This window comes from Acrocarpospora sp. B8E8 (genome assembly GCF_039871605.1).
In the GTDB taxonomy this organism is placed as follows: domain Bacteria; phylum Actinomycetota; class Actinomycetes; order Streptosporangiales; family Streptosporangiaceae; genus Acrocarpospora; species Acrocarpospora macrocephala.
The window spans coordinates 1-22,409 of sequence record NZ_JBDPLV010000094.1; the positions used below are offsets into that span (position 1 = coordinate 1).

Genomic DNA, 22,409 nt, shown 5'->3' on the forward strand with positions numbered 1-22,409 from the left:
CGCACTTGAGAGGTGTCCGATCGATCTGGTTGCTGGAAGCCTGAAGAACTCCCATCATCCCAGCTCGCAGGGCACCTCTCCCCATTTCACAACATTCGCATCAGATTCGGCTCGGTGGATCCAGGCTAAGAGCCTGCAGACAATTAACTTGTGTGCTCACCAAGGGTTCGCCGAGGTCCGTGGGCTGAGGATCTATGGGTTATCTGACAGGCGGGCCGAGCGGCCTGGCCGGCGTGCTCCGGTCGTTCGGCGACGCGGGCCTTAACCGTGAGTGCGCGGAGAGTAGCTTGGGTGGGGCGGGGTCGCCCGCTGACCCGAAGCTGCTGTCGCGCTTGAGGGCGGCCCTTCAGCCCGTCGAGCAGGCCGGAGAGGGCCTGAGATCGTTATTGTGCGGTCAGGATGCCGCTGCCGCCCTTGGCGCCGGTGCGGCGAGAACCGTCACCTGCGTGAACGGCGCCGGATAACGGCGGGTGGCCTGGCGACCTGCTCGTGTCGTTTGGTGTTCTAAGGTGCCTGGTGTTGGTTGAGGGGGGGTGGGTGCTGTGTCGGGGGAGTGGCAGCAGGGTTTGCGTGCGGATTGTGGGCGGTGTTTTGGGCTGTGTTGTGTTGCGCCGGCGTTTGCTAAATCGGCTGACTTTGCGGTGGACAAGCCTGCTGGGCGGCCGTGTGTCAATCTGAAGGGTGATTTCCGGTGTGGCATTCACTCGGAGCTTCGGGAGCGTGGGTTTTCGGGGTGCACGGTCTTTGACTGTTTTGGTGCTGGGCAGAAGGTTGCGCAGGTCACTTACGGTGGTCGGGACTGGCGGCGGGCGCCGGGGGTCGCGGGCGAGATGTTTGATGTGTTCGCGGTCATGCGGCAGCTTCATGAGTTGCTCTGGTATCTGGCCGAGGCGTTGACGTTGGACGCGGCGCGGCCGATCTATGGTGAGCTCGAACGGGCCTTCGGCGCGACGGAACGGCTGACGTTGGAGAGTCCTGAGGTTTTGGTTCGGTTGGATTTTGGGGCGGTTCGGCAGGAGGTCAACGCTCTGTTGCTGCGCGCGAGTGAGCTTGCCCGCGCGGAGTTTCAGCGGAAGAAGGATCGGCGAAGGAAATCCGATTTCCGGGGTGCTGACCTCATGGGTGCTGATCTGAAGGGCGCGGATCTGCGCGGGGTGAGCTTGCGTGGTGCGTACCTGATCGGAGCCGATCTTCGTGGTGCGGACCTGTGTGGAGCTGACGTCATCGGGGCTGATCTTCGTGGTGCGAACATCGCCGGGACCGATCTGACCGGAGCTGTCTTCCTCATCCAGTCGCAGCTTGACGCTGCCAATGGTGACGCGACGACCAAGTTCTCGCCGTCGTTCCACCGGCCCGCTCACTGGCCGGACGTGTCACAACCGAAATGACGGGAAAAGTCACCAGGTGACCGACCCTCAAGGCCCTGTCGACTCCCTGCGCATCCCGCGCTACGCGGGGCCTGCCACGTTTGCCCGTCTGCCCCGGCTGGATCAGGTTTCGCAGGCCGATATCGCCATCGTCGGTGTGCCGTTCGACAGCGGTGTCTCTTATCGTCCCGGTGCGCGGTTCGGTCCTAACGCCGTTCGTGAGGCCAGCCGGCTGCTGCGTCCCTATCATCCGGGCCTGGATGTCGCCCCGTTCGCGGTCGCCCAGGTGGCCGACGCCGGGGACATCGCCTGTAACCCCTTCAATATCGACGAAGCCGTTGAGACCATCCAGGATGCCGCCGTCGGCCTCATGGTCGGCGGCACGCGACTGGTCACGATTGGTGGCGATCATACGATCGCGCTTCCCCTGCTCCGGGCGGTCGCCGGTGAACACGGGCCGGTCGCGTTGCTTCACTTTGACGCCCACCTGGACACCTGGGACACCTACTTCGGGGCTGCTTACACCCACGGCACGCCGTTTCGGCGCGCTGTCGAGGAGGGGCTGCTCGACACGGAGGCGCTCACGCACATCGGGACCCGAGGGTCTCTCTACTCCAGAAACGATCTCCCCGAGGATCGCCGCCTCGGGTTCGGCGTGATCACCAGCGCGGACGTCATGCGGCGTGGCGTGGATGAGATCGTGGATGTGCTCCGCCAGCGCGTCGGCACGCGTCCGCTCTACATCAGCGTCGACATCGACGTCCTGGACCCGGCGCACGCCCCCGGCACCGGCACCCCCGAAGCGGGCGGCCTGACCAGCCGGGAACTCCTCGAAATCCTGCGCGGCCTGGCCGCCACCCACCTGATCGGCGCCGATGTCGTCGAGGTCGCGCCCGCCTACGACCATGCCGAGATCACCGGCATCGCCGCCGCCCACCTCACCTACGACCTGATCACCCTGATGGCCGCCGAAGGTCAGCGACTCCCCCAGGAGTAGGTCAGCCGCGAGGGCTCGATTTCACCTGGGGGGTTCGCTTGGGCCGTTTGCGATCGGGGGATCTGTCACCGCGTTCGGCCGGGAGGTTATCCGGATCTTCTGAGCTTCCGCTGTCGTCGGGGACAGAGGTTTGGGTCGGGGTCAGCACGCGCTTGACCTTCTTCAGCGGTGCCGTCGGTTTCGGGAGCTTGGGTTCGGCTTGTGTGGTCAGGCGCAGGTGCCTCAGGTCGCTCGCCGGTCGTTCGTCCGTCCGGAGGATCTCGTCGTCGAGGTAGGTCTCGAATGCTTCGGTGTTCTCTCCGGTGGTCGGCCACGGCTCGTTTCCTGGGTCCTCCTCGCTCGACGCGTACTCGGTCGTCTTCTCGCCGGGCCCGCTCTTCGCTCCGGAGTAGACGTTGACCAGGACTCCCGTCGCCTTGAAGTCGCGGAGCGCTTTCTGCACCACGGGCGGGGCTGACGGCTCGTTGTACGCGAGCCGCAGCAGATCGGGCTCGGTGAGGAAATCCGGTGGGGGCCACGCATAGGCCACCCGGTGGGTGGGCACCTTGCGCTTGAAGACATTGGGCAGGACGTCGGTCAGAACCAGCCAGCACTTGAGGCAGCAGAGCTTTCCGACGCCCAGGTCGTAGACCCCGGGGCGGGCCCGGGCGACGGACACGGCCCGCATTTCCGCGTGGATTTCCCCTTTCCCTTTGGCGGCATAGGGGACGGCGCGGATGCGGCCGTGCTGTTCTTCCAGTGCCCTCAGGAACACGATGGACTTGCGCAAGCGGACCTCGAAGCGTTGCTTCGCCCGCGTGGTGATTAGCTCCTCCCTTCCTGGGCGGCGTTTCCTCATGAGGGCCAGAATGTCCTGCACCTGCTTCTCGGCGTTCTGGTCGTTCAACGCGCGTGACGCGCGGAGCAGCATTTCCAGGTCCTGACCCAGGTAGCCGTCCGGGAAGTTGGCGAAGACGCCGATCTCGCGATCCTTGTGCAGCAGCGCGACGCACACCCGATTCCCCTCCAACGTCTGCAGCACGTCGGACAGCCGATCGAGCGCGCGGGTGTGGCGGAGATTCGGATCCTCGCCCATTTCCTTCAGCCAGACATCGTGCACGGGATGCGCGGCCTGCACGTCCTTCTGCCGGTTCGTCATGTGGGTTTTCAGCCATCTGTCGGCCTCCGGACGCGTCACCGACTGGTCGTAGCCGATGCCACTCATGTCGGCCCTCTGCATGCCGGTCTCGTTGGGCAACAGTGCCGCGTTCTGGAGAGCCACGAGCTTCGTGTCGAAGGCTGTTCGCCGGTCGAGTGTCCCGAGCGCCTTGCGTATCGGCGCAGAATCCACCGGCGGGATGGGTGGCTTCGTCCAGTAGAGTTCGGCCAGCATTCCGGCGGCGTCGGGTTCCTTCAGATCCAGCGCTCTGCCGATGACGCGCCACAGTTCCCCCTGGCGGTTGGCGTACGGCGCCAGCGCGAAGGGCTGATCCGGGACGACTTCGCGTACTGCGGCGAGCCAGTCTCGCGCCAGCTGCGGGGAGTCGTGGGTGGGGGGCCGGAGCGCGGTCAGCAGCCGCTTGGTCATCTCCGGTTCCTTGGCGGTGAAGTCCGCGAGGTCGAAGAGATTCCGGAATGGCATGCGCTGCCGGAGCGCTTCGTCGAGGTCCGCGAGCGGATCGCCGGGTTCGATGGTGAATTCGGCGTCAGGCGGGATGGCGATCTCGACGGCAGGCTCAGTGGGCATGTCGGCGTCATGCTGGATGACGATCTCGATCTCAGTCTCGACGGGCATTTCGACGTCGAGCCCAATGGTGGGCAGCAAGCGGGGGCTGGAGGGCGTCGGCTCCTGGGGGAGGTCGAAGAGGTCGTAGTTGGAGTCCTCGGACGATTCAACGAGTTGCGGCGACGGTGTGATTGTTATGGGACTGGGGCGCTTCTTGGTCTTGGTCAGCGAGAGGGTCGGGGATCGTGGTGGCGAATCCCTGGTCAGGTCGATGCGTTCGGCGGGCTGCGGCCTGGGTCTCTTGGCACGCGGGGGGCTCGTTTCCCGCGGAGGTGGGAAGACCGGCCTATCCTGCCCCAGCCGCCTGCTCTTCGGATTCTCCTCCGGCGTCGACATGACGTGCCCCCAGTCTCGTGGTCACCCCATGATCGTCACCTGGCGCACATCGCGTACCTACTACAACGGTGACATTTCGCCCCTCAGCAAAGATCAGCGAGTCCCCCACGAGTAAGTCTGCTTGTGGAGCTTGAGGTAGACGAACGTCTCTGTGGCCCGAACCGCGGGGATCGCGCGAATTTTGCCAAGAATCTCCAGAAGGTGGCGATCGCCCTCGCAGACCACCTCGACCATGATGTCCACCGAGCCCGCGGTGAGCACCACGTAGTCGACCTCCTCGATGGAGGACAGCTCGTCGGCGACCGCTTCCAGGTCGCCCTCGCACTTGATGCCGATCATCGCCTGGCGCGGAAAGCCCAGCGTCAGCGGGTCGGTCACGGCGACGATCTGCATGACGCCCGAGTCGAGCAGCCGCTGCACCCGCTGCCGCACGGCCGCCTCGGACAGCCCGACCGCCTTGCCGATCGCCGCGTACGGCTTGCGCCCGTCGGTCTGCAGCTGTTCGACGATCTGTTTGGAGATATCGTCCAGGATGACCGGTCCATTCCTGGTCGTACGTACCTTTGGAGGTGTGGTCATCCCCGTGACGTCCCCTTCGCGAAAGCCGTACCCGACTCGTGTTTCTGACATGTTGCGGTCTTGGAGCGACATGTTGTCAGTTCCGCCGCTCATGTCAAGCGATTCCGTAGCAGTTTGATATCTTCGCCACGAAATCCCTTGTCGCTGTCTGATATGTCTGTCAGAGTCGCGACAACCCAGCCACCTCATAGGAGGTCAACGGTGACCACCCGACTGCAGAACTTCATTGACGGGAAGTTCGTCGACGCCCGGAGCGGACGGTTCTCCGATGTGATCGATCCCAGCACCGGTGAGGTCTACGCTCAGGCGCCCGTCTCGGGCCAGGAGGATGTGGACGCCGCCTTCGCCGCCGCGGCCTCGGCCTTCGACACGTGGGGTCAGACCACGCCGGGAGAGCGTGCCAACCTGCTTCTGAAGATAGCCGACGCGATCGACGCCCGGGCCGACGAGATCAACGAGGCGGAGTGCCGGAACACCGGCAAGCCGGCCGCCCGGATGGCCGAGGACGAGACGCCGGTGGCGGCGGATCATTTCCGGTTCTTCGCGGGTGCGGCGCGCACGCTGGAGGGGCCGACGGCGGGCGAGTTCCTGGCCGAGCACACCAGCGTGATCCGGCACGAGCCGATCGGCGTGATCGGGCAGGTCACGCCATGGAACTACCCGATGATGATGGCGGTGTGGAAGATCGCCCCGGCGCTGGCGGCCGGGAACACGGTCGTGCTCAAGCCGTCCGACACCACGCCGGTCTCCACCGTCAAGCTGGCCGAGATCATCGGTGACATCCTGCCCGCGGGCGTCTTCAACGTGGTCACCGGCGACCGGGAGACGGGCGCGCTGGTGGTCGGGCATCCGCTGGCGTCGATGGTGGCCATCACCGGTTCCGTCGGGGCCGGGATGTCGGTGGCCAAGACCGCGGCCGACGACCTCAAGCGCGTACACCTGGAGCTGGGCGGCAAGGCCCCCGTCGTGGTGTTCGAGGACATCAAGGACATCAAGGCCGCCGCTGAGGCGATCGCGGGCGCGGGCCTGTACAACGCGGGGCAGGACTGCACCGCGGCCTGCCGGGTGCTGGTGCACGAGAGCATCCACGACGAGTTCGCCGCCGCGCTCACCGAGGCGGCCGCCGGCACCGTCACCGGGACCGGCGAGGACGCGTTCTACGGCCCGCTCAACAACCCTACCCAGCTGGAGCGGGTGGCCGGGTTCCTGAGCCGGGTGCCGGACCACGCCAGCGTGCTGACCGGCGGCCGGCAGGTCGGCGACAAGGGCTACTTCTTCGCCCCCACCGTGGTGGACGGGCTCCAGCAGGACGACGAGATGGTGCAGAACGAGGTCTTCGGCCCGGTCATCACCATCCAGACCTTCACCGACGAGGCCGACGCCCTGGCCAAGGCCAACGGCGTGCGCTACGGCCTGTCCGGCTCGGTCTGGACCTCCGACCACGGCCGGGCGATGCGCATGTCCAAGCGGCTGGACTTCGGCGTGGTGTGGGTCAACACCCACATCCCGTTCGTCTCCGAGATGCCGCACGGCGGCTTCAAGCACTCGGGCTACGGCAAGGACCTGTCGGTCTTCGGCTTGCACGACTACACCCGGGTGAAGCACGTGATGCATTACATCGGCGAATGAACCGCGATAGGTGAAAAGCGAGAGGTGATATGACCGAGGCAATACCCGCCATCGAGCTTGACGGTGTCGTCAAGGAATACCTCTCGCATGGCGAGACCGTACAGGCCGTGAAGGGTGTCAGCCTGGCCATCGGGGAGGGAGAGTTCTTCTCCCTCCTCGGGCCGTCCGGGTGTGGCAAGACCACCACGATGCGCATGATCGCGGGCTTCGAGGAGCCCACGAAGGGCGTCGTCAAACTCCTCGGGCAGGACGTCACCGACGTTCCCCCGAACAAGCGGGACATCAACATGGTGTTCCAGTCGTACGCGCTGTTCCCGCACATGAACGTCTGGGAGAACGTCGCGTTCGGCCTGCGGCGGCGCAAGGTCGCCGAGGCGGAGATCAAGCAGCGGGTGGGCGAGATCCTGGAGATCGTCGACCTGACCGGGCGGGAGAAGCGCCGCCCCCGGGAGATGTCTGGCGGCCAGCAACAGCGGGTCGCGCTGGCCCGGGCGCTGGTCAACCGGCCGCGCGCGCTGCTGCTGGACGAGCCGCTTGGCGCGCTGGACCTGAAACTCCGCCAGCTCATGCAGATCGAGCTCAAGCGCATCCAGCGCGAGGTCGGCATCACGTTCGTCTACGTGACCCACGACCAGAACGAGGCGCTCACCATGAGCGACCGGATCGCCGTCATGAACGACGGGTTAGTGGAGCAGCTGGCCGGTCCGCGGGAGATCTACGAACGCCCGGCGACCAAGTTCGTGGCCGGATTCATCGGCACCTCGAACCTGCTCAGCGGCACCGTGGATTCGATCAACGGCTCCGCCGCCGTGGTACGGCTCGGCGCCGAGGACCGCATCCTGGTCGCGGGGCCGTCGGCCGCAGGGGAAACGGTCGATCTGACCGTTCGGCCGGAGAAGATCACGATCTCTACTGAGCAGCCGGAAGGTGAGCTCAGCGTGGTACGGGGCACCGTGAACGAGGTCGTATACCTGGGCACTTACAACAGTTACGCGGTCGGCCTGGCCGACGGTGCGGAGATCATGGTTTTCCAGCAGAACGCCAACGACAGCAGCGTCACCGCCGAACGCGGCGACACGGTCTGGCTGTCCTGGCAGCCGCAGCACTCCTACGCGCTTCATTAATCAGAAACCCGTCCCAGACAGCCGCGTGCCCGCCGACCACGCGATTCACCGCTGCGGCTGCCCAGATCACGACTTTCTAATTAATAGCACGACGCTCACACCCCTCCCGGAGCCCGAGATGAACAACCCCCTCCTGCGTGGTCTGACGCAGTCGCGATACTCCCGCCGTGACGCCATGCGCGTGGCCGGATTCTCCGCCGCCGGGCTGGCGCTGGCCGCCTGTGGCGTACAGGGCCAGAAGGCCGCGCCGCCCAAGGCGAGCGAAGTGGCCGACTTCTGGTCCACGCAGAAGAAGAACGGCCAGGTCGTCTTCGCCAACTGGCCCGAGTACATGCCCGAGGACCAGGGCCCGCTGAAGAAGTTCCAGCAGGCCACGGGGATCTCCTACGAATACAAGGAAGTCATCCAGGAGAACGCCGACTTCTTCGGCAAGTCCGAGCCGCAGCTGCGGGCCGGGCAGCCGCTCGGCTACGACATCATCGTGATGACCAACGGCCTGCAGCTGGCCAAGATGATCACGCTGGGCTACCTGGTCGCGCTGGACCACAAGCAGCTGCCCAACTTCGCCGCCAACGCGGGCGCCAAGTACAAGAACCCCTCGTTCGACCCGAACAACCAGTTCACCATCCCCTGGCAGGCGGGTGTCACCGGCATCGCGTACAACACCAAGTACGTCAAGGAAGACATCACCAGCATCCAGTCGCTGTTCGACAAGAAGTACGAGGGCAAGGTCGGCATGATGGCCGACGCCCAGGAGATCGCCAACTTCGCGATGTTCGCGGTCGGCGTGGACCCCGACAAGTCCACCCAGGCCGACTGGGAGAAGGCCGGCGCCAAGCTCGCCGAGCAGCGCGACAGCGGCGTGGTCCGCAAGTACTACGACCAGTCCTACATCGACGCGGTGGCCAAGGGCGACATCTGGCTGTCCCAGGCCTGGTCCGGCGACGTCTTCCAGCGCCAGCTGGCCGGGGAGCCGGTCAAGTTCGTGGTGCCCGTCGAGGGCGGCACGATCTGGGTGGACAACATGGCGATCCCGAAGGGCGCCGCCAACCCGGTGGACGCGCTGATGCTGATGGACTTCATGTACAAGCCGGAGATCGCGGCCGAGCTCACCGAATACATCCAGTACGTCACCCCGGTCCCCGGCGTGCAGGCTATCCTCGCGGCCAAGGACGACAACGACGCCAAGGCGCTGGCCGAGAGCCCGCTGATCTTCCCGACCGACGCCGACTACGCCAAGCTGCGCAGCTACAAGACGCTGACCGCCGCCGAGGAGACGGTCTTCAACGGCATCTTCCAGTCGATCACGCAGGGCTGAGCATGGGACGCAGGGCGCCGTACTGGCTGGCGCTGCCGGGCTGGCTCTGGCTGGGCATCTTCCTGGTGGTGCCGATCGCGGCGATGGCCTCGGTCTCGCTCACCACCGGGAACCTGATCGAGGGTTTCGCCCAGACGCTGAGCGTGTCCAACTACTCCGACGCGATCGCGAAGTACAGCACCCAGCTGGTGCGCTCGCTGGTGTACGGCGGCGTGGCCACGCTGCTGATGCTGCTGCTGGGCTATCCGGTGGCCTACTGGATCGCCTTCAAGGGCGGCAGCCGCAAGTCGATGTACCTGTTCCTGCTGCTGCTGCCGTTCTTCGTGTCGTTCGTGCTGCGGACCATCTCGTGGGGCTTCCTGCTGGCCGACGACGGCATCCTGTTCGGCACGCTGAAGGGCTGGGGGGTCCTGCCGACCGACTTCCACGTGCTGGCGACGACGGTCGCGGTGATCGGCGGCCTGGTCTACAACTTCCTGCCGTTCATGATCCTGCCGATCTACGTGGCGCTGGAGCGGGTGGATCCGAGGGTGATCGAGGCCGCCTACGACCTGTACGCCTCCCGGTTCGACGCGTTCCGCCGGGTGGTGCTGCCGCTGTCGCTGCCGGGCGTGTTCGCGGGTGTGCTGATGACGTTCGTCCCCGCCACCGCCGACCCGGTCAACGCGGCCGTGCTGGGCGGGACCGGCAACACGATGATCGGCAACATCATCCAGACCGAGTACCTGGTGAACAGCAACTATCCGACGGCCTCGGCGCTCTCGTTCACGCTGATGGCGGTGCTGCTGATCGGCATCTTCATCTACGCGCGGACGCTCGGCACCGACAACGTCCTGGAGGCGGCGGCCCGATGAGAACGAGATTCGGCGACCGCGTCCTGCACGGGTACACCTGGCTGATCATCCTCTGGCTCTCGTCACCCATCGCGGTGATGATCGTGTTCGGCTTCAACGACAAGAAGTCCAAGTCGAACACGTCCTGGCAGGGGTTCACGCTCAAGTGGTACCAGCAGCTGTTCGCGATCGACGGGCTGACCGAGGCGCTGATCAACTCGATCGCCATCGCCGTGGTCAGCACGATCCTGGCGACGACGCTGGGCACGCTGCTGGGCCTGGCCGTGGGCCGCTACCGGTTCCGCGGCAAGGGCCTGACCAACTTCCTGATCTTCGCGGCCATCTCCACGCCGGAACTGGTGATGGGCGCCTCGCTGTTGTCGCTGTTCGTGTCGGCGAACGCGCCGCGCGGGCACATCACGATCATCATCGCGCACACGCTGTTCTCGCTGGCGTTCGTGGTGGTGACCGTGCGGGCCAGGGTGGTCGTGCTCGATCCCTCCCTCGAGGAGGCGGCGCGCGATCTCGGGGCCGGGACGTGGGAGACGTTCCGGCTGGTCACGCTGCCGTCGATCATGCCCGGCGTGGCGGCGGGGGCGATGCTGGCGTTCGCGCTGTCGATCGACGACTACGTGGTGACCAGCTTCGTGAACGGATCCACTCAGACCTTCCCGCTGTGGATCATCGGGTCGGTCAAGGTGGGCATTCCCGCGCAGGTCAACGTGATGGGCACGCTCATCTTCGCGCTGGGCGCGCTGGTCGCCATCGCCAACTCGGTGTCCTCCAGACGCCGGGCCGCCAGATAAATCATCAGAAGCCCCCTTCCCCGCCGGGGAGGGGGCTTTCGGCTACCGCACGAGAGAGGTGAGACCGGAACAAACCGGGGGGAACCCGTATAAATCACGATTCATGTAAGGGAAGTGGAATTTGTGGATCCGCTGAAGGCGCTCGCGGACGCGGAGCGCAAGCCGTACTGGCTGGACGAGGATCCTTTCGAGCCGGAGCCGCTGCCGCGGATCTTCGGCCATACCCAGGCCGATCTCGCCATCGTGGGCGGCGGCTTCTCCGGACTGTGGACGGCCCTGCTGGCCAAGGAGCGTGATCCCGGGCGGGACGTGGTGCTGCTGGAAGGGCAGCGGGTGGGCTGGGCGGCCACCGGGCGCAACGGCGGGTTCTGCCACGCCAGCCTGACGCACGGGCTCGCCAACGGGCTCGAACGCTGGCCGTACGAGATCGCGGACCTGCACCGGCTCGGGGTGGAGAACTTCAACGCCATCGAGGAGACCATCGCCCGCTACGGCATCGACTGCTCCTTCGAGCGCACCGGCGAGCTGAACGTGGCCACCGAGGAGTGGCAGCTGGACGAGATGAGCGAGGTGCACACGATCGGGCGCGAACTCGGCGCGGACATCGAGTATCTGGACCGCGACCAGGTCAGGGCCGAGGTGAACTCGCCGACCTACATCGCGGGGGTGTGGGAGCGCGGCGACTGCGCCATGATCGACCCGGCCCGGCTGGCCTGGGGGCTGCGCCTGGCCTGCCTCCGGCTCGGGGTACGGATCTACGAGCACTCCCCGATCAAGCACATCGTCAAGGACGGCGCCGCCCTCCGGCTGACCGCCCCTTACGGGACGGTCCGGGCCAACCGGGTCGCGCTCGGCACCGGCGCGTTCTCGCCGCTGCTGCGCCGCCTGCGGCACTACCTGGCCCCCGTGTACGACTACGCCCTGATGACCGAACCCCTCACCGCGGAGCAACTCGCCTCGATCGGCTGGAAGAACCGGCAGGGCATGGGCGACTCGGCCAACCAGTTCCACTACTACCGGCTCACCGACGACAACAGCATCCTGTGGGGCGGCTACGACGCGATCTACTACAACGGCGGCCGCGTCAAGATCGGCTACGACCAGCGGGACGCCACCTTCCTGACCCTGGCCGAGCACTTCTACGAGACGTTCCCGCAACTGGAGGACGTGCGCTTCTCCCACAAATGGGGTGGATTAATCGACACCTGCAGCCGCTTCAGCGCCTTCTACGGCACCGGGTACGGCTCCCGCCTGGCCTACGCGGTCGGCTACACCGGCCTCGGCGTGGCCGCCACCCGGTTCGGCGCCAACGTCATGCTGGACCTGCTGGACGGCCTCGACACCGAACGCACCCGCCTGCGCATGGTCCGGGAGAAGCCCGTCCCGTTCCCGCCGGAACCCATTCGCTCCGGCGTCATCCAGCTCACCCGCTGGTCACTGGCCCGCGCCGACGCCAACGGCGGCCGCCGCAACCTGTGGCTGCGCACCCTCGACCGCTTCGGCCTCGGATTCGACTCCTAGCGAGCAGACTGCAGGGCATGAGAGTTGAGTTCACCAGCATCCCCTTGGCCGGCGAGCTGCGGGTCCCTGACGGCCGGGGCCCGCACCCCGCCCTCGTCTTCACCGGCCCGTTCACCGGCGTGAAAGAGCAGGTCACCGGCCTGTACGCGGAACGCCTGACCGAACGCGGCTACGTCACCCTGGCCTTCGATCACCGCAACTTCGGCGAGTCCGGCGGGCAGCCGCGCCGCCACGAGGACCCGCAGGGCAAGCTGGCGGACCTGCGGGCGGCCGTCGGCTACCTGCGCACCCGCCCCGAGGTGGACGCCGACCGGATCGGCGCGGTCGGCATCTGCCTGGGCGGCGGTTACGCGTTGCGGTTCGCGGCGTTCGATCCCCGGGTGAAGGTGTTCGTGGGGATCGCGGGGGCGTACAACTCGCCCTACATGATGCGCGAGGGCATGGGCCCGGACGGGTACCAGGGCGCGCTGGCGAGCTTCGGCGAGGTGCTGGAACGCCAGGATCAGGGTGGGCCGGTGGCGTACCTGCCTGCCGTGGGCGAGGGCGGCGCGATGCCGGGGGAGGAGCCCTTCGCCTACTACGGCACCGAGCGGGGCGCGGCCGAACACTGGCGCGACGAGGTGACCCGGGCGTCGGTCCTTGAACTGATCACCATGGACAACCTGATGGGCGCCGACTTCCTGTCGCCCAAGCCGGGGCTGCTCGTGCACGGCGTCGTGGACGCCTACTGCTCGCCGGAGGGCGCGCACGCCGTGCACGCCCGGCTGGACGAGCCCAAGAAGCTGGTCTGGCTGGACGCGCGGCTGCACATCGACCTGTACGACACCGAGCCCTACGTGACCCAGGCGGTGGAGGCGACGGCGGAGTTCCTCAGCGCGTACCTGGCAGCGCCAGCCAGCGCAGCGGGTTCTCCTGGGTGATCAGCCGGATGGTGGCCGCGTCCACGCCCGACCTGACCAGGGCGGGCAGCACCCGGTCGAAGAGCCGCGCGTAGCCGTCGCCGCCGTAGCCCGCCACGTCGCCCTGGCGGGCCACGCCGCTGCTCAGCAGGACCCGGGTGGCGTGCCCGGCTTCGAGCAGGGCCAGCACGTCCTCGGCGCCGGTGACGCTCACGTACGAGCCGGACTCGGCGATCTTGCGCTGCACCAGGTGGTCGGCCGCCCGCACGCTCACCCGGCCCGCGGGCACGCCGCTGGTCAGCAGCACCTCCAGCAGGCCGAGGCAGTCGGCGGCCACCGGCAGGTCGGTCCGGAGCGAGGCGCGGGCCACCGCGACGGCGGCGCGCTCCTCGGCCGGGGACGGGGTCTCCTGCCAGGCCGAGGTGACGATCAGGCCAGGACGGGCGCTGGTGCCGTCCAGGCCGACGCCGATCTCGCGAAGCAGGTCGCCGGTGAGGTCGTCGACCCCGTTGCGGCGGATCAGGTCACCGGCGAACGGCTCGGCCGCGAACCCGGTGGACGCGACCACGGCCACCCGGCTGCCGGCCGACAGGCGGGCCAGCGCCGCGGTGTCCCTGGCCGAGCCCAGGGCACTGTGCTCGACGACCAGGTTGAGCGCGTGGTCACGGCCGAGGCGCTTGAGCTCGCCGGTGACGTACGCCTCCTCGTCGAGCCAGCGCCGGGGGTCGGAGTCCACGCCGATGCCCCAGCGGGTGTCCGTACGCAGATGTTCGTGCGGCAGGATCGGCCCGTCGAAGACGGAGGCCGGGAGGGTGCCGGTCACCGTCTGAATACGCACGTCGTTGAAGGACATGTGTGGACATTAACGAATGTTTTCCGCATAGGGGGCGTGCGCTGGAATTTCTTTACTAGTTGTCTGCGGTTTATGTCCGACACCGGCGATCATGATGAGCAGGACGATCTCCAGCACCACCAGCAGCCGTTCCAGCAGGCCGTAGAACTCGGGTCCGCCGATCAGCTCGGCCAGGGGTGAACCGGGGTGGCTGAGCAGGAAGAACGCCAGCACGGCCACGCTCGTCAGGGCCAGCGCCCGGACCACCGGCAGCGGCGTCCTGGACTGGCGGGCCAGGATCCAGCCCGCGCCGGGGATGGCGGTGAACACCAGCGCGGTGGACCAGCGGTGGATCTCGCCGGACAACGATTCCACCACCGGCGCCGGATCGGTGGGGAAGATCGCCGACAGCACCAGGCCCGCGGAGGCCATGACCAGCAGCACCCGCGCCGCCGCGCTCCGGACCGGGTCCACCTCGGCCAGCTGGTAGGCCGCCGCGCACGCGCCCGCCGCCAGCGCCAGCATGCCGAGCAGGAACAGCGCGCCGGTGGCGTCGCCCAGCGCGTAGTCGCTGAGCAGGCCCTGCAGCGGGTCGACCACGCCGGGGTAGAACAGGTGCAGCGCGCCCATCACGACCAGCGCGACGCTCGGCCCGGCCACCGCGAGCTTTCTCATCGAGACGACACCTCCAGATATATCTGCTCGAACCGCGCCAGGGACCGCTCATGATCGTGTCGCGCGGCCAGCGTGAGGCTGGCCCGGCTCATCGTGGCGCGGAGCTCGGCGTCGGACAGGATGGTCACCAGGTGCTTGGCCAGCTCCCGCACCTCGCCCGGCGGGTAGAGGAAGCCGTTGCCGTCGATCAGGTGGGGCAGCGCCATGGCGTCGGCGGCCACCACCGGCAGCCCGGTGGCCATCGCCTCCAGGGTGGCGATGCTCTGCAGCTCGGCCACGCCCGGCATGGCGAACACGTCGGCCACCGAGTAGACCTCCTGCAGGTCGGCGTCGGGCACGAAGCCCAGGAACCGGACCCGTTCCCCCACCCCGATCCGGGCGGCCAGCCGTTCCAGGCTCTCCCGCCGGTTCCCGCTGCCGACCAGCACGATCTGCGCGTCCACGTGGTTCATGACCTGGGGGAGGGCCCTGACCAGCTCCTCCAGGCGCTTCTCCTCGTCCAGCCGCCCGACGAACAGGATCGTCGGCCGGTCGGGCACGCCGAACCGCTGCCGGGCCCACGCGCGCGGCTGCGGCCGGAACCGGCGCAGGTCGATGCCGCACGAGACCGGCTCCACCTCGCGGCCGAAGCCCTTGCCGGTCAGCAGCCCGGCCGCGATCGGGGTCGGGGTGGTGACATGGTCGGCCTTGGCGAACACCCGGCTGAAGTCCCGCCAGGCCAGCGCGCCCACCCGAGCCCGGAGCCCGGACGGGATGTGCGCGAACTGGAAGAGGTTGTCCGGCATGAAGTGGTTGGTCGCCACCACCGGGACGCCGCCTCGCCTAGCCGCCCCGACCGCCGCCCGGCCGACCACGAAGTGCCCCTGGGTGTGCACGACGTCCGGGCCGATCCGCTCGATCAGCCGGTCCACCGTCCGGCCGAGCCCGGCGGGCACGGTCACCCGCATGGTCGGGTGCACCAGCAGCCGGGCCGAGCGCAGCCGGTGCAGCACCACGCCGTCCTCGCGGTCCAGCCTCGGCTTGCCGTCGTCGGAGGCGCAGACCACGTGCACGTCCACGCCCCGGGCGGCCAGGCCGGTGGCCAGGCGGTGGGTGAAATACGCGGCGCCGTTCACGTCCGGCGGGTAGGTGTCGGTGGCGATCAGCACGCGCTGGGGCCGTACGGCGACGGGGGCGGCTTCGGGGGCGGTGGCGGTCATGTGGGGGGCTCCGATCAGCGGGTGAGGGGGGTCGTGCGGGCCAGCGCGACGGTTCCCGCCGCCGCCACCAGGGCCGCCGCGGTCGCGGCCAGGCCGTTGGCGGGCAGGGGTTCGCCGAGGAGAAGGGCGCCGAAGGTGACGGCGGTGAGCGGGTCGGTGACCTGGAGCGCGGCGAAGGCGACCGCGAAATGCCCGATCGCGTACGCGCGCTGCAGCAGCATCAGGGCGGCGAGCGCGGGTAACGGGATGGCCGCGATCAGCCAGACATCCCAGCTCGTGCCTTCGACCAGGACGCGCATGAGGGTGGCGGTCGCGCCGTACATGACCCCGGCCGCGATGGCCAGCAGGGCCGTTCTGGGCGCCGGGCTCACCCGGGGCGCCACCCCCCAGCAGAGCAGCGCCGCGAGCGTGGCGCCGGTCAGCATCGCCAGCCCGTCCGCGCCGGTCAGATGGGGCGGTTCGGTGGCCGCCGGGACCATCAGCACCAGGGCGATCAGGCCGATGCTCACCGCGCACGCGGCGGCCAGCTCGGCCCTCGCCGGCCGCCTGCCGTGCAGTCCCGCCGCGATCGGCAGCGCGAACAGCAGGCTGGCCACCCCCATCGGCTGCACCACGGTCAGCGGGCCGAGGCTCAGCGCGAAGATGTGCAGCCCCGCGCCGACCGTGATGGACGCCCCGCCGAGCAGCCAGCGGGGTCGCCGCAGCAGCACGCGCAGGCTGAACTCCCCGCGCGAGGCGGCCTCGAACTGCTGTAACGCCGCTCCGAGCGCGAAGAACAGCGAGCCGATCAGCGCCACCGCCGCCGCGAGCACAGTCATGCGTTTCCCCTCTCATCCGCATGAAGACATGGCCCGATGGCGGGAACGTCTCACTCGGGCATCCAGGTAGGAAACGTGAGATTTCCGGTGTCTCGCACCTGGCAATTGCAGCCTGGTCGACCGGACGGTACGGAACCATCCGGGATCACCCCTGACTTCGGTGGGGGATCCCTGACGTGCCCCTAGGGGATGAAACGTGCACGGATCGCCGCACCTCGGGGGTGCGGGTGGGGTTGCTTTCTTGACCGGTTCCTGGCTCGGAGTCAACGATGCGACCGGCTGTCACGACTTCAAGGGGACTTGTCATGATCCGTCGTGGATGGACGCTGTTCATCGTTCTGCTGGCCGCGGTGCTGGTGTGGCCGCAGGCCGGGTACGCCTTGCCGGATCCGACCAGTCCGGTCACCGGGAACGGGACCTGGTTCGACGCGCTCGGCTCGCCGTACGGAGGGTGCGGGCTGCCGCAGGGGCAGCTGGACTCGCAGCATTTCGTGGCGCTGAACGTGTACAACACGCCAGCGGACTACTCGTTCTATCCGCGGCCGCTGACCGGGGCCAACCTGGCGAAGGCCGGGATGTGGAACAACGGGCTCAACTGCGGGCGGTGGGTGCAGGTGTCGGTGGCCGACTACTGCACGGGCGTCAATGACGGCGCGCCCAATCAGGCGTTCTGCCGGAACGGGTCGTGGGTGGCGGACGCGTACAACGGGGCCACGCTGACCATGCTGGTGGCCGATAGTTGCGGGGATTCCAATGGGTGGTGCCGGGATGATCCGTACCATCTGGATCTGGCGAAGGCGTCGCTGAACGCGTTCGTGAAGAATGGCGCGCCGGTGGGGGACATGTATCCCAATCATTGGAACAACCGGCGGTTGACGTGGCAGTTCGTGCCCGCGCCCAATTACACCGGGGATATCAAGATCGGGTTTATGCAGGGGGCACAGGTGTGGTGGCCCGCGATCGCGGTGTCGCATCTGGCCAATGGCATTCACGGGGTGGAGTACTTCGCGAACGGGGCCTGGCAGACCGCGCAGATGAACAGCGACATGGGGCAGTCGTATGTGATCGGCGGGACCACGAGCGGCGGGTCGCAATTCCAGATCCGGGTGCGGGACGCGGCCAACAACCTGATCAACAATGGGCGGATCTACAGCTTCGGCCTGCCGGCGTCCTGCTCGCCCTGCGGCCAGCCTTATACAGCAGCCACATACACGACGAACGGCCCCTCGCCCTCTCCCTCGCCTTCGCCTAGCCCGTCTCCCTCGCCGTCTCCTTCGCCTTCGCCGTCTCCCAGTCCGTCGCCCTCTCCCTCGCCGTCGGGCCGGTGCACGGTGACCTATCAGGTGACCGACTCCTGGAACGGCGCCTTCAACGCGAGTGTCAGCGTGCGGAACACCGGCGCGGCCTGGAACAACTGGTCGATCACCTGGACGGCTCCGCCCGGGGTGACGCTCGGCAGCGCCTGGAGCGCCGTCATCACCCCCAGCGGCAGCACCTGGACGATCAGGGGCCCCGCCTGGGCGCCCAACCTGGCCGCGGGCGCGACCGCCACCTTCGGATTCCAGGGCAACGGACCCTCGACGCCGGGACCGTCCGCCATCAGATGCGGCTGACCGGTCAGGTCATCGTCTTGCCGCCGTTGACGGCGAGGCGCTGGCCGGTCACGTACCGGGAGTCCGAGGACGCCAGGAAGGCGACCACGTCGGCCACGTCCGCGGGCTCCCCCATGTGCGTGAGCGCGGTTCCCTTGAGGTAGTCGGCGAACTCCGCGTCGGTGGCCCCCGCGTGCCGCTCCACCGGAATCCAGCCGGGCTCGACCGTGTTGACCGTGATCCCGTACGGGCCGAGCTCTCTGGCCCACGTACGAGTCAGCCCATGCATGGCGGCCTTCGCAGACACATATGCCGACATTTCGCGATTACCGAGGTCGACGACCTCGCTGCCCACGTTGATGATCCGCCCGGTCCCCGCCGCCCGCATGTCCGGCAACACGGCCTGCAGGATCAGCAGCGGCGCCTTGACGAAGAACCGCAGCTGGTTCAGATGGTCGTCCCACGTCACCTGGTCGACCGGGATCAGCGGCTGCGGCCCGGTGGCGTTGTTTACCACCACCGCGATCGGCCCCAGCTCCGCCAGCGCCGCCCGCACCTGCTCCTCGTCGGTCACGTCGAACCGCGCCAGCGCGACCGAGTGCCCGCGCGCCTTGATGCGCTCGGCCACCCCGGTGGCCCCGGCGGTGTCGTGCGCGTAGTTGAGCGCCACGTGCCAGCCGTCCGCCGCGAGCCGGTCGGCGATGAAGGCGCCAAGGCCACGCGAAGCACCGGTGACGAGCGCGGTGCCGAGGGAGTTTCCGGTCATGACGGTCCTTTCCAGAGCCGCCAATGATCGTACGACATGTCAGCACAACGCCCCAGAACAGCAGAAAAGGCCCGGCAGGGCGATCAAGGAGATCGCCCTGCCGGGCCAGGGACGATCAGCTGCCCTGACGGCGTGGTGGCATCGTGTCCCGCGAACCGGGCTCGCGGCCGTGGTCACGGTTGCCGATGCCTGGCTTGCTGTTCGGCTGGCCGGGCATCTCATCCGGCCGGCGCTGGTGCGGCTGAGGGTTGTTCTCCCCAGGGCGAATGTCCCGGTCGCTGCCGGGCTGACGTGGGTTCTTCTTCTTAGCATTCATGCCAAAAGGATTTCCGCCCGACAAAGCAGACAAACGTGTTCAGACTGACATGAAGTACCCCGAGCGCGACTTTGACCTTAAGCCGGATTTTCAGCGTGCAAACGGCTCAAAACCCTACGAAACGCCCAAACTGAACCCACGAAGGCCAGTCCGGTGATCAGCGCGACCACCAGCGCGCGGGTCAGCGGGTATTCGGCGATCGACTGGTGCACCAGCAGCCAGATGCTCACCGTCGAGTTGGCCAGCAGCACGAACGCCCAGAGCAGGGTGATCCGGGCGAAGAACCGGCGCATGCGCGAGTGCCTGAGCACGAACGAGGGCAGGTGAACGTAGTCGAGCGTGAGCCGCTGCACCAGCGGGCGGCGCAGCCGGACCGAGGCGATGAAGATCATGCTGATGAAGATCGTGCCGATCTCGGGCTGGATGAAGTAGACAACGTGGTCGTTGGTCCACAGGCCGAGCAGCGTCCGGAAAGTCATCGCGATCGTGGCCAGGATCATCGTGCCCGGCACCGGCAAGCGCCGGATCACCCGCCATCCCACGCTGCCGTAGCACCAGCCCGCCGCCAAGATCACCGCCACGGTGAAACCGAGGAAATAGAGTCCGGCGTAGAAGACGGCGAGCGGTGCGACGACGCCCTCCAGAATCCTCGGCACCGCTTGTTTGATCATTGCGGTGGCGCGAGGCAAGGCGAATGGAGGGTGAGACATGGAGCTCCTCAACAAGCGACGGCGAACCGACGCTAAAGGTTTCTTCACCTGCCCGGAGCAGGTATTGAAAAAACCTTTGGGCAGACCATGGCTGGTGATTGACATCCTCCCGAGCGTGAACGCCCGGGATTCCCCACGTCGCCGTGGGGTCCTTACTGCTTCTGCCACGCCGCGTGAGCGTCGTAGGTTGCGGGCGGTGCCAGGGTCGGAATTGCCTCACCTGGTCTTACCCACTCTCCACAGTCGTTTTGGGTGTCCGCCAGCCCGGCGGCCACCGTGTCCACATTCATCCCCGCCCTGATGGACGGGGCCTTCTGCGGCTTCTCGGTAAAGGTACCGGACCCTTAGGGGAGCACACGCCTATCCCTTAGGGGACAAGCCTGAGGTAACAGGGTTCTTACCTCCGGGTTCACCCCAGGCTGGCGGTGGCCAGCTTCGCGCTGAAGCCCACGAAAAGCGCGCCCACCACGGACGTGAGGCCCGCTGACAAGGCACGACGGCGCTGGAACTGGGTGGCCAGGAAAGTGCCACTAAAGATCAGCGCGGACAGGTAGAGAACGCTGAAGATTTGAATGATCACGCCGAGAATCAGGAACGAGAGCGCGGGCGCGCCATAACTGCGATCGACGAACTGGACGAAGAACGAGACGAAAAACAAGATCGCCTTGGGATTCAGCACGCTGATCACCAAAGCTTTCCTGAATGGATGCCCCGCGGCCATCGCAGGGGCCTCCTGTGCTTCCGCGGTGCCGCGCCTGGACCGCCAGGCCGACCGGAGCATGGTGAACCCGATCCAGGCCAGGTAGCCCGCGCCCGCGTACTTGACGATCGCGAACAGCACCGCGTTCCGCAGCAGCGAGGCCACCCCCGCCGCCGTCGCCACCATCAGCACGGTGTCGCCGACGAACACCCCGGCTGCCGCCCGGTAGCCCACCCGCACGCCGCGCTGCGCGGCCGTGGAGAGCACGTAGAGCGAGTTCGGCCCCGGCAGCAGGATGATCAGAAACGCGCCGATGACGTAGGTCCAGATGTCGGTGATCCCGAAGAACATGTCACTCCCTGAGCTGCCGGAGATAACACGGTATCGCCTGATCTGGTAGATCACTCAGGAGACATTTACCTCTAATTCCTATGGGCTGCTCGCCCTCGCCTTGGCCGCCCTGCTGTTCAGCGGCTTCACCGTCGAATAGGGCCAATGAGACCGGCCACCTCCTGGTTGGTGGCCGGTCTCACGTTCACGGGCGGGCAAGGCGGTAGAAGCGCCAGAACGGGGAGTCGATCGGGAGTTCCTCGTAGCTGAGCCCGGCGGCCTTCGCCCAGCGGGCCACGGTCGGGGCGCGCAGCGCGGTGCCCGAGGCCTCCGCCGGGGACTCGGCCATCGTGGCCGGCAGGCAGTGCAGCACGCTGCAGGCGTAGTGGAAACGCTCCACCGGGTCGGCCGGGGCCGCGTACTCGTGCGCCACCTTCTCGTCGGCGATCAGGATCGAACCGCCGTTGGTGAGCTGGTTCCGCGCGGCCCGCAGCACCTCGCCCGGGTCGGCCATGTCGTGCAGGGCCTCGAAGACGGTGATCAGGTCGAACGCGCCGACGGCCACCCGCGCGTCCCCCTGCTCGAACGTCACCCGGTCGGCCACCCCCGCCGCCGCGGCGGCCAGCTGGGCCTCCTCGACCGAGGTCTTGTCCAGGTCCACGCCGTGCACCTGGACTCGGGGGTAGGCCCGGGCCAGCGTGATCGAGCTCGCGCCCAGACCGCAGCCCAGGTCCAGCACCCGCGCGCCCGGTTCGGCCTGCAGCCGCCGGTGCAGGTCGGGCACGGACGGGATCCAGGTCTGGGTGTACTCGTTGAGGTACATCGGGCGGTTGACGGAGGCGATCCCATGGCGGACGTCCCGGCCATACGCCTCGTACGGGATGCCCTCGCCGGTCCGGAACACCCGCAGCAACTCGGGCAGCACGCTCGCCATCCCGGCGAACAGCTTCGCGACGGGCGCCACGTGGTAGGGGCTCTCGGCGTCCAGCAACACCTCGGCGTGCGCGGGCGACAGGCTGAACCTGCCGTCCTCGTAGTCCAGGTAGCCGGCGGCGGCCTGCTGCTCCAGCCACTCCTTGGCGTACCGGGGGGCGATGCCGGGCAGGCCCTCCGCGGCGCTGACAGAGCCGGTGGCGGCGAGCGCGCGGTACAGGCCGAGTTCGAGGCCGAGATGCACGGTCAGCACCTCGGCGGCGGTGGTCACGTCGCCGATCATCCGCTCGGCGAGAAGGTCACGAGAATCAGTCATGAGGCTGACTGTGCCCGCCGCCACTTGCACGACGAGTACGGCTCGCGT

At 67.6% G+C, this 22,409-nt stretch carries 20 protein-coding genes; 10 read left to right on the plus strand and 10 right to left on the minus strand.

The window, feature by feature from the left end; genetic code table 11:
* Positions 1–830: 830 nt before the first annotated feature.
* The gene (locus ABGB08_RS48385) at positions 831–1,388 is read left to right on the plus strand and encodes a pentapeptide repeat-containing protein (RefSeq protein ID WP_347605297.1); all 558 of its coding nucleotides are present in this window, start codon (positions 831–833) and stop codon (positions 1,386–1,388) included.
* A 16-nt stretch (positions 1,389–1,404) separates the two neighbouring features.
* Positions 1,405–2,364, plus strand: a complete 960-nt coding sequence (gene speB, locus ABGB08_RS48390; protein WP_347605300.1) for an agmatinase — start codon at positions 1,405–1,407, stop codon at positions 2,362–2,364.
* A gap of 1 nt (position 2,365) precedes the next feature.
* On the opposite strand, the gene ABGB08_RS48395 is transcribed toward speB, so the two are convergent.
* Positions 2,366–4,465, minus strand: coding sequence for a hypothetical protein (locus ABGB08_RS48395; protein WP_347605303.1), 2,100 nt, complete (start codon positions 4,463–4,465; stop codon positions 2,366–2,368).
* Between the two features lie 93 nt (positions 4,466–4,558).
* Positions 4,559–5,044 (minus strand): Lrp/AsnC family transcriptional regulator, encoded by a 486-nt coding sequence (locus ABGB08_RS48400; protein WP_155346876.1) that lies wholly within the window; start codon positions 5,042–5,044, stop codon positions 4,559–4,561.
* A gap of 201 nt (positions 5,045–5,245) precedes the next feature.
* Between ABGB08_RS48400 and ABGB08_RS48405 the strand changes: the two genes are divergently transcribed.
* The 7 genes from ABGB08_RS48405 (at position 5,246) to ABGB08_RS48435 (ending at position 13,195) form a co-directional block, all read left to right on the plus strand.
* On the plus strand, positions 5,246–6,673 hold the full coding sequence (locus tag ABGB08_RS48405; RefSeq protein ID WP_347605306.1) for a gamma-aminobutyraldehyde dehydrogenase: 1,428 nt from the start codon (positions 5,246–5,248) through the stop codon (positions 6,671–6,673).
* Between the two features lie 29 nt (positions 6,674–6,702).
* The gene (locus tag ABGB08_RS48410) at positions 6,703–7,797 is read left to right on the plus strand and encodes an ABC transporter ATP-binding protein (protein WP_347605309.1); all 1,095 of its coding nucleotides are present in this window, start codon (positions 6,703–6,705) and stop codon (positions 7,795–7,797) included.
* A 118-nt stretch (positions 7,798–7,915) separates the two neighbouring features.
* Positions 7,916–9,115 (plus strand): spermidine/putrescine ABC transporter substrate-binding protein, encoded by a 1,200-nt coding sequence (locus ABGB08_RS48415; RefSeq protein ID WP_347605312.1) that lies wholly within the window; start codon positions 7,916–7,918, stop codon positions 9,113–9,115.
* 2 nt (positions 9,116–9,117) lie between these two features.
* Positions 9,118–9,969, plus strand: coding sequence for an ABC transporter permease (locus tag ABGB08_RS48420; protein ID WP_155360333.1), 852 nt, complete (start codon positions 9,118–9,120; stop codon positions 9,967–9,969).
* Positions 9,966–10,754, plus strand: a complete 789-nt coding sequence (locus ABGB08_RS48425; protein ID WP_347605316.1) for an ABC transporter permease — start codon at positions 9,966–9,968, stop codon at positions 10,752–10,754. The genes ABGB08_RS48420 and ABGB08_RS48425 overlap by 4 nt, the downstream gene beginning before the upstream one ends.
* A gap of 123 nt (positions 10,755–10,877) precedes the next feature.
* The gene (locus ABGB08_RS48430; protein WP_347605319.1) at positions 10,878–12,275 is read left to right on the plus strand and encodes an FAD-dependent oxidoreductase; all 1,398 of its coding nucleotides are present in this window, start codon (positions 10,878–10,880) and stop codon (positions 12,273–12,275) included.
* 17 nt (positions 12,276–12,292) lie between these two features.
* Positions 12,293–13,195 (plus strand): alpha/beta hydrolase, encoded by a 903-nt coding sequence (locus ABGB08_RS48435; RefSeq protein ID WP_347605322.1) that lies wholly within the window; start codon positions 12,293–12,295, stop codon positions 13,193–13,195.
* Here ABGB08_RS48435 and ABGB08_RS48440 read toward each other — a convergent pair.
* Genes ABGB08_RS48440 through ABGB08_RS48455 form a run of 4 tightly spaced genes read right to left on the minus strand, consistent with a single transcriptional unit; the run spans position 13,146 to position 16,698 of the window.
* On the minus strand, positions 13,146–14,027 hold the full coding sequence (locus ABGB08_RS48440; protein ID WP_347605325.1) for an aryldialkylphosphatase: 882 nt from the start codon (positions 14,025–14,027) through the stop codon (positions 13,146–13,148). The two genes, ABGB08_RS48435 and ABGB08_RS48440, sit on opposite strands and share 50 nt — an antisense overlap.
* 9 nt (positions 14,028–14,036) lie before the next feature.
* Positions 14,037–14,681, minus strand: coding sequence for a DUF998 domain-containing protein (locus tag ABGB08_RS48445; protein WP_347605328.1), 645 nt, complete (start codon positions 14,679–14,681; stop codon positions 14,037–14,039).
* Positions 14,678–15,880, minus strand: coding sequence for a glycosyltransferase (locus ABGB08_RS48450; protein ID WP_347605331.1), 1,203 nt, complete (start codon positions 15,878–15,880; stop codon positions 14,678–14,680). The genes ABGB08_RS48445 and ABGB08_RS48450 overlap by 4 nt, the downstream gene beginning before the upstream one ends.
* 14 nt (positions 15,881–15,894) lie before the next feature.
* A complete protein-coding gene (locus ABGB08_RS48455; RefSeq protein WP_347605334.1) occupies positions 15,895–16,698 on the minus strand; it encodes a DMT family transporter in 804 nt (267 codons plus the stop codon).
* Between the two features lie 305 nt (positions 16,699–17,003).
* Between ABGB08_RS48455 and ABGB08_RS48460 the strand changes: the two genes are divergently transcribed.
* Complete coding sequence (locus ABGB08_RS48460; protein ID WP_347605337.1) at positions 17,004–18,311, plus strand: cellulose binding domain-containing protein; 1,308 nt, start codon at positions 17,004–17,006, stop codon at positions 18,309–18,311.
* 4 nt (positions 18,312–18,315) lie between these two features.
* Here the strand turns inward: ABGB08_RS48460 and ABGB08_RS48465 are convergent, their stop codons facing one another.
* The 4 genes from ABGB08_RS48465 to ABGB08_RS48480 form a co-directional block, all read right to left on the minus strand.
* Complete coding sequence (locus ABGB08_RS48465) at positions 18,316–19,056, minus strand: SDR family oxidoreductase (RefSeq protein WP_347605340.1); 741 nt, start codon at positions 19,054–19,056, stop codon at positions 18,316–18,318.
* Positions 19,057–19,449: 393 nt separating this feature from the next.
* Positions 19,450–20,187 (minus strand): VC0807 family protein, encoded by a 738-nt coding sequence (locus ABGB08_RS48470; RefSeq protein ID WP_347605343.1) that lies wholly within the window; start codon positions 20,185–20,187, stop codon positions 19,450–19,452.
* Positions 20,188–20,491: 304 nt separating this feature from the next.
* A complete protein-coding gene (leuE, locus tag ABGB08_RS48475) occupies positions 20,492–21,133 on the minus strand; it encodes a leucine efflux protein LeuE (RefSeq protein ID WP_347605346.1) in 642 nt (213 codons plus the stop codon).
* Positions 21,134–21,317: 184 nt separating this feature from the next.
* The gene (locus ABGB08_RS48480; protein ID WP_347605349.1) at positions 21,318–22,361 is read right to left on the minus strand and encodes a methyltransferase domain-containing protein; all 1,044 of its coding nucleotides are present in this window, start codon (positions 22,359–22,361) and stop codon (positions 21,318–21,320) included.
* Positions 22,362–22,409: the final 48 nt, after the last annotated feature.

Coding starts and splice junctions, on each gene's coding strand:
- ABGB08_RS48385 (WP_347605297.1), top strand. CDS start 831: ATGTTTGATGTGTTCGCGGTCATGCGGCAGCTTCATGAGTTGCTCTGG.
- ABGB08_RS48395 (WP_347605303.1), bottom strand. CDS start 4,465: ATGTCGACGCCGGAGGAGAATCCGAAGAGCAGGCGGCTGGGGCAGGAT.
- ABGB08_RS48400 (WP_155346876.1), bottom strand. CDS start 5,044: ATGACCACACCTCCAAAGGTACGTACGACCAGGAATGGACCGGTCATC.
- ABGB08_RS48410 (WP_347605309.1), top strand. CDS start 6,703: ATGACCGAGGCAATACCCGCCATCGAGCTTGACGGTGTCGTCAAGGAA.
- ABGB08_RS48415 (WP_347605312.1), top strand. CDS start 7,916: ATGAACAACCCCCTCCTGCGTGGTCTGACGCAGTCGCGATACTCCCGC.
- ABGB08_RS48420 (WP_155360333.1), top strand. CDS start 9,118: ATGGGACGCAGGGCGCCGTACTGGCTGGCGCTGCCGGGCTGGCTCTGG.
- ABGB08_RS48425 (WP_347605316.1), top strand. CDS start 9,966: ATGAGAACGAGATTCGGCGACCGCGTCCTGCACGGGTACACCTGGCTG.
- ABGB08_RS48435 (WP_347605322.1), top strand. CDS start 12,293: ATGAGAGTTGAGTTCACCAGCATCCCCTTGGCCGGCGAGCTGCGGGTC.
- ABGB08_RS48440 (WP_347605325.1), bottom strand. CDS start 14,027: ATGTCCTTCAACGACGTGCGTATTCAGACGGTGACCGGCACCCTCCCG.
- ABGB08_RS48445 (WP_347605328.1), bottom strand. CDS start 14,681: ATGAGAAAGCTCGCGGTGGCCGGGCCGAGCGTCGCGCTGGTCGTGATG.
- ABGB08_RS48450 (WP_347605331.1), bottom strand. CDS start 15,880: ATGACCGCCACCGCCCCCGAAGCCGCCCCCGTCGCCGTACGGCCCCAG.
- ABGB08_RS48455 (WP_347605334.1), bottom strand. CDS start 16,698: ATGACTGTGCTCGCGGCGGCGGTGGCGCTGATCGGCTCGCTGTTCTTC.
- ABGB08_RS48460 (WP_347605337.1), top strand. CDS start 17,004: ATGATCCGTCGTGGATGGACGCTGTTCATCGTTCTGCTGGCCGCGGTG.
- ABGB08_RS48465 (WP_347605340.1), bottom strand. CDS start 19,056: ATGACCGGAAACTCCCTCGGCACCGCGCTCGTCACCGGTGCTTCGCGT.
- ABGB08_RS48470 (WP_347605343.1), bottom strand. CDS start 20,187: ATGTCAATCACCAGCCATGGTCTGCCCAAAGGTTTTTTCAATACCTGC.
- leuE (WP_347605346.1), bottom strand. CDS start 21,133: ATGTTCTTCGGGATCACCGACATCTGGACCTACGTCATCGGCGCGTTT.
- ABGB08_RS48480 (WP_347605349.1), bottom strand. CDS start 22,361: ATGACTGATTCTCGTGACCTTCTCGCCGAGCGGATGATCGGCGACGTG.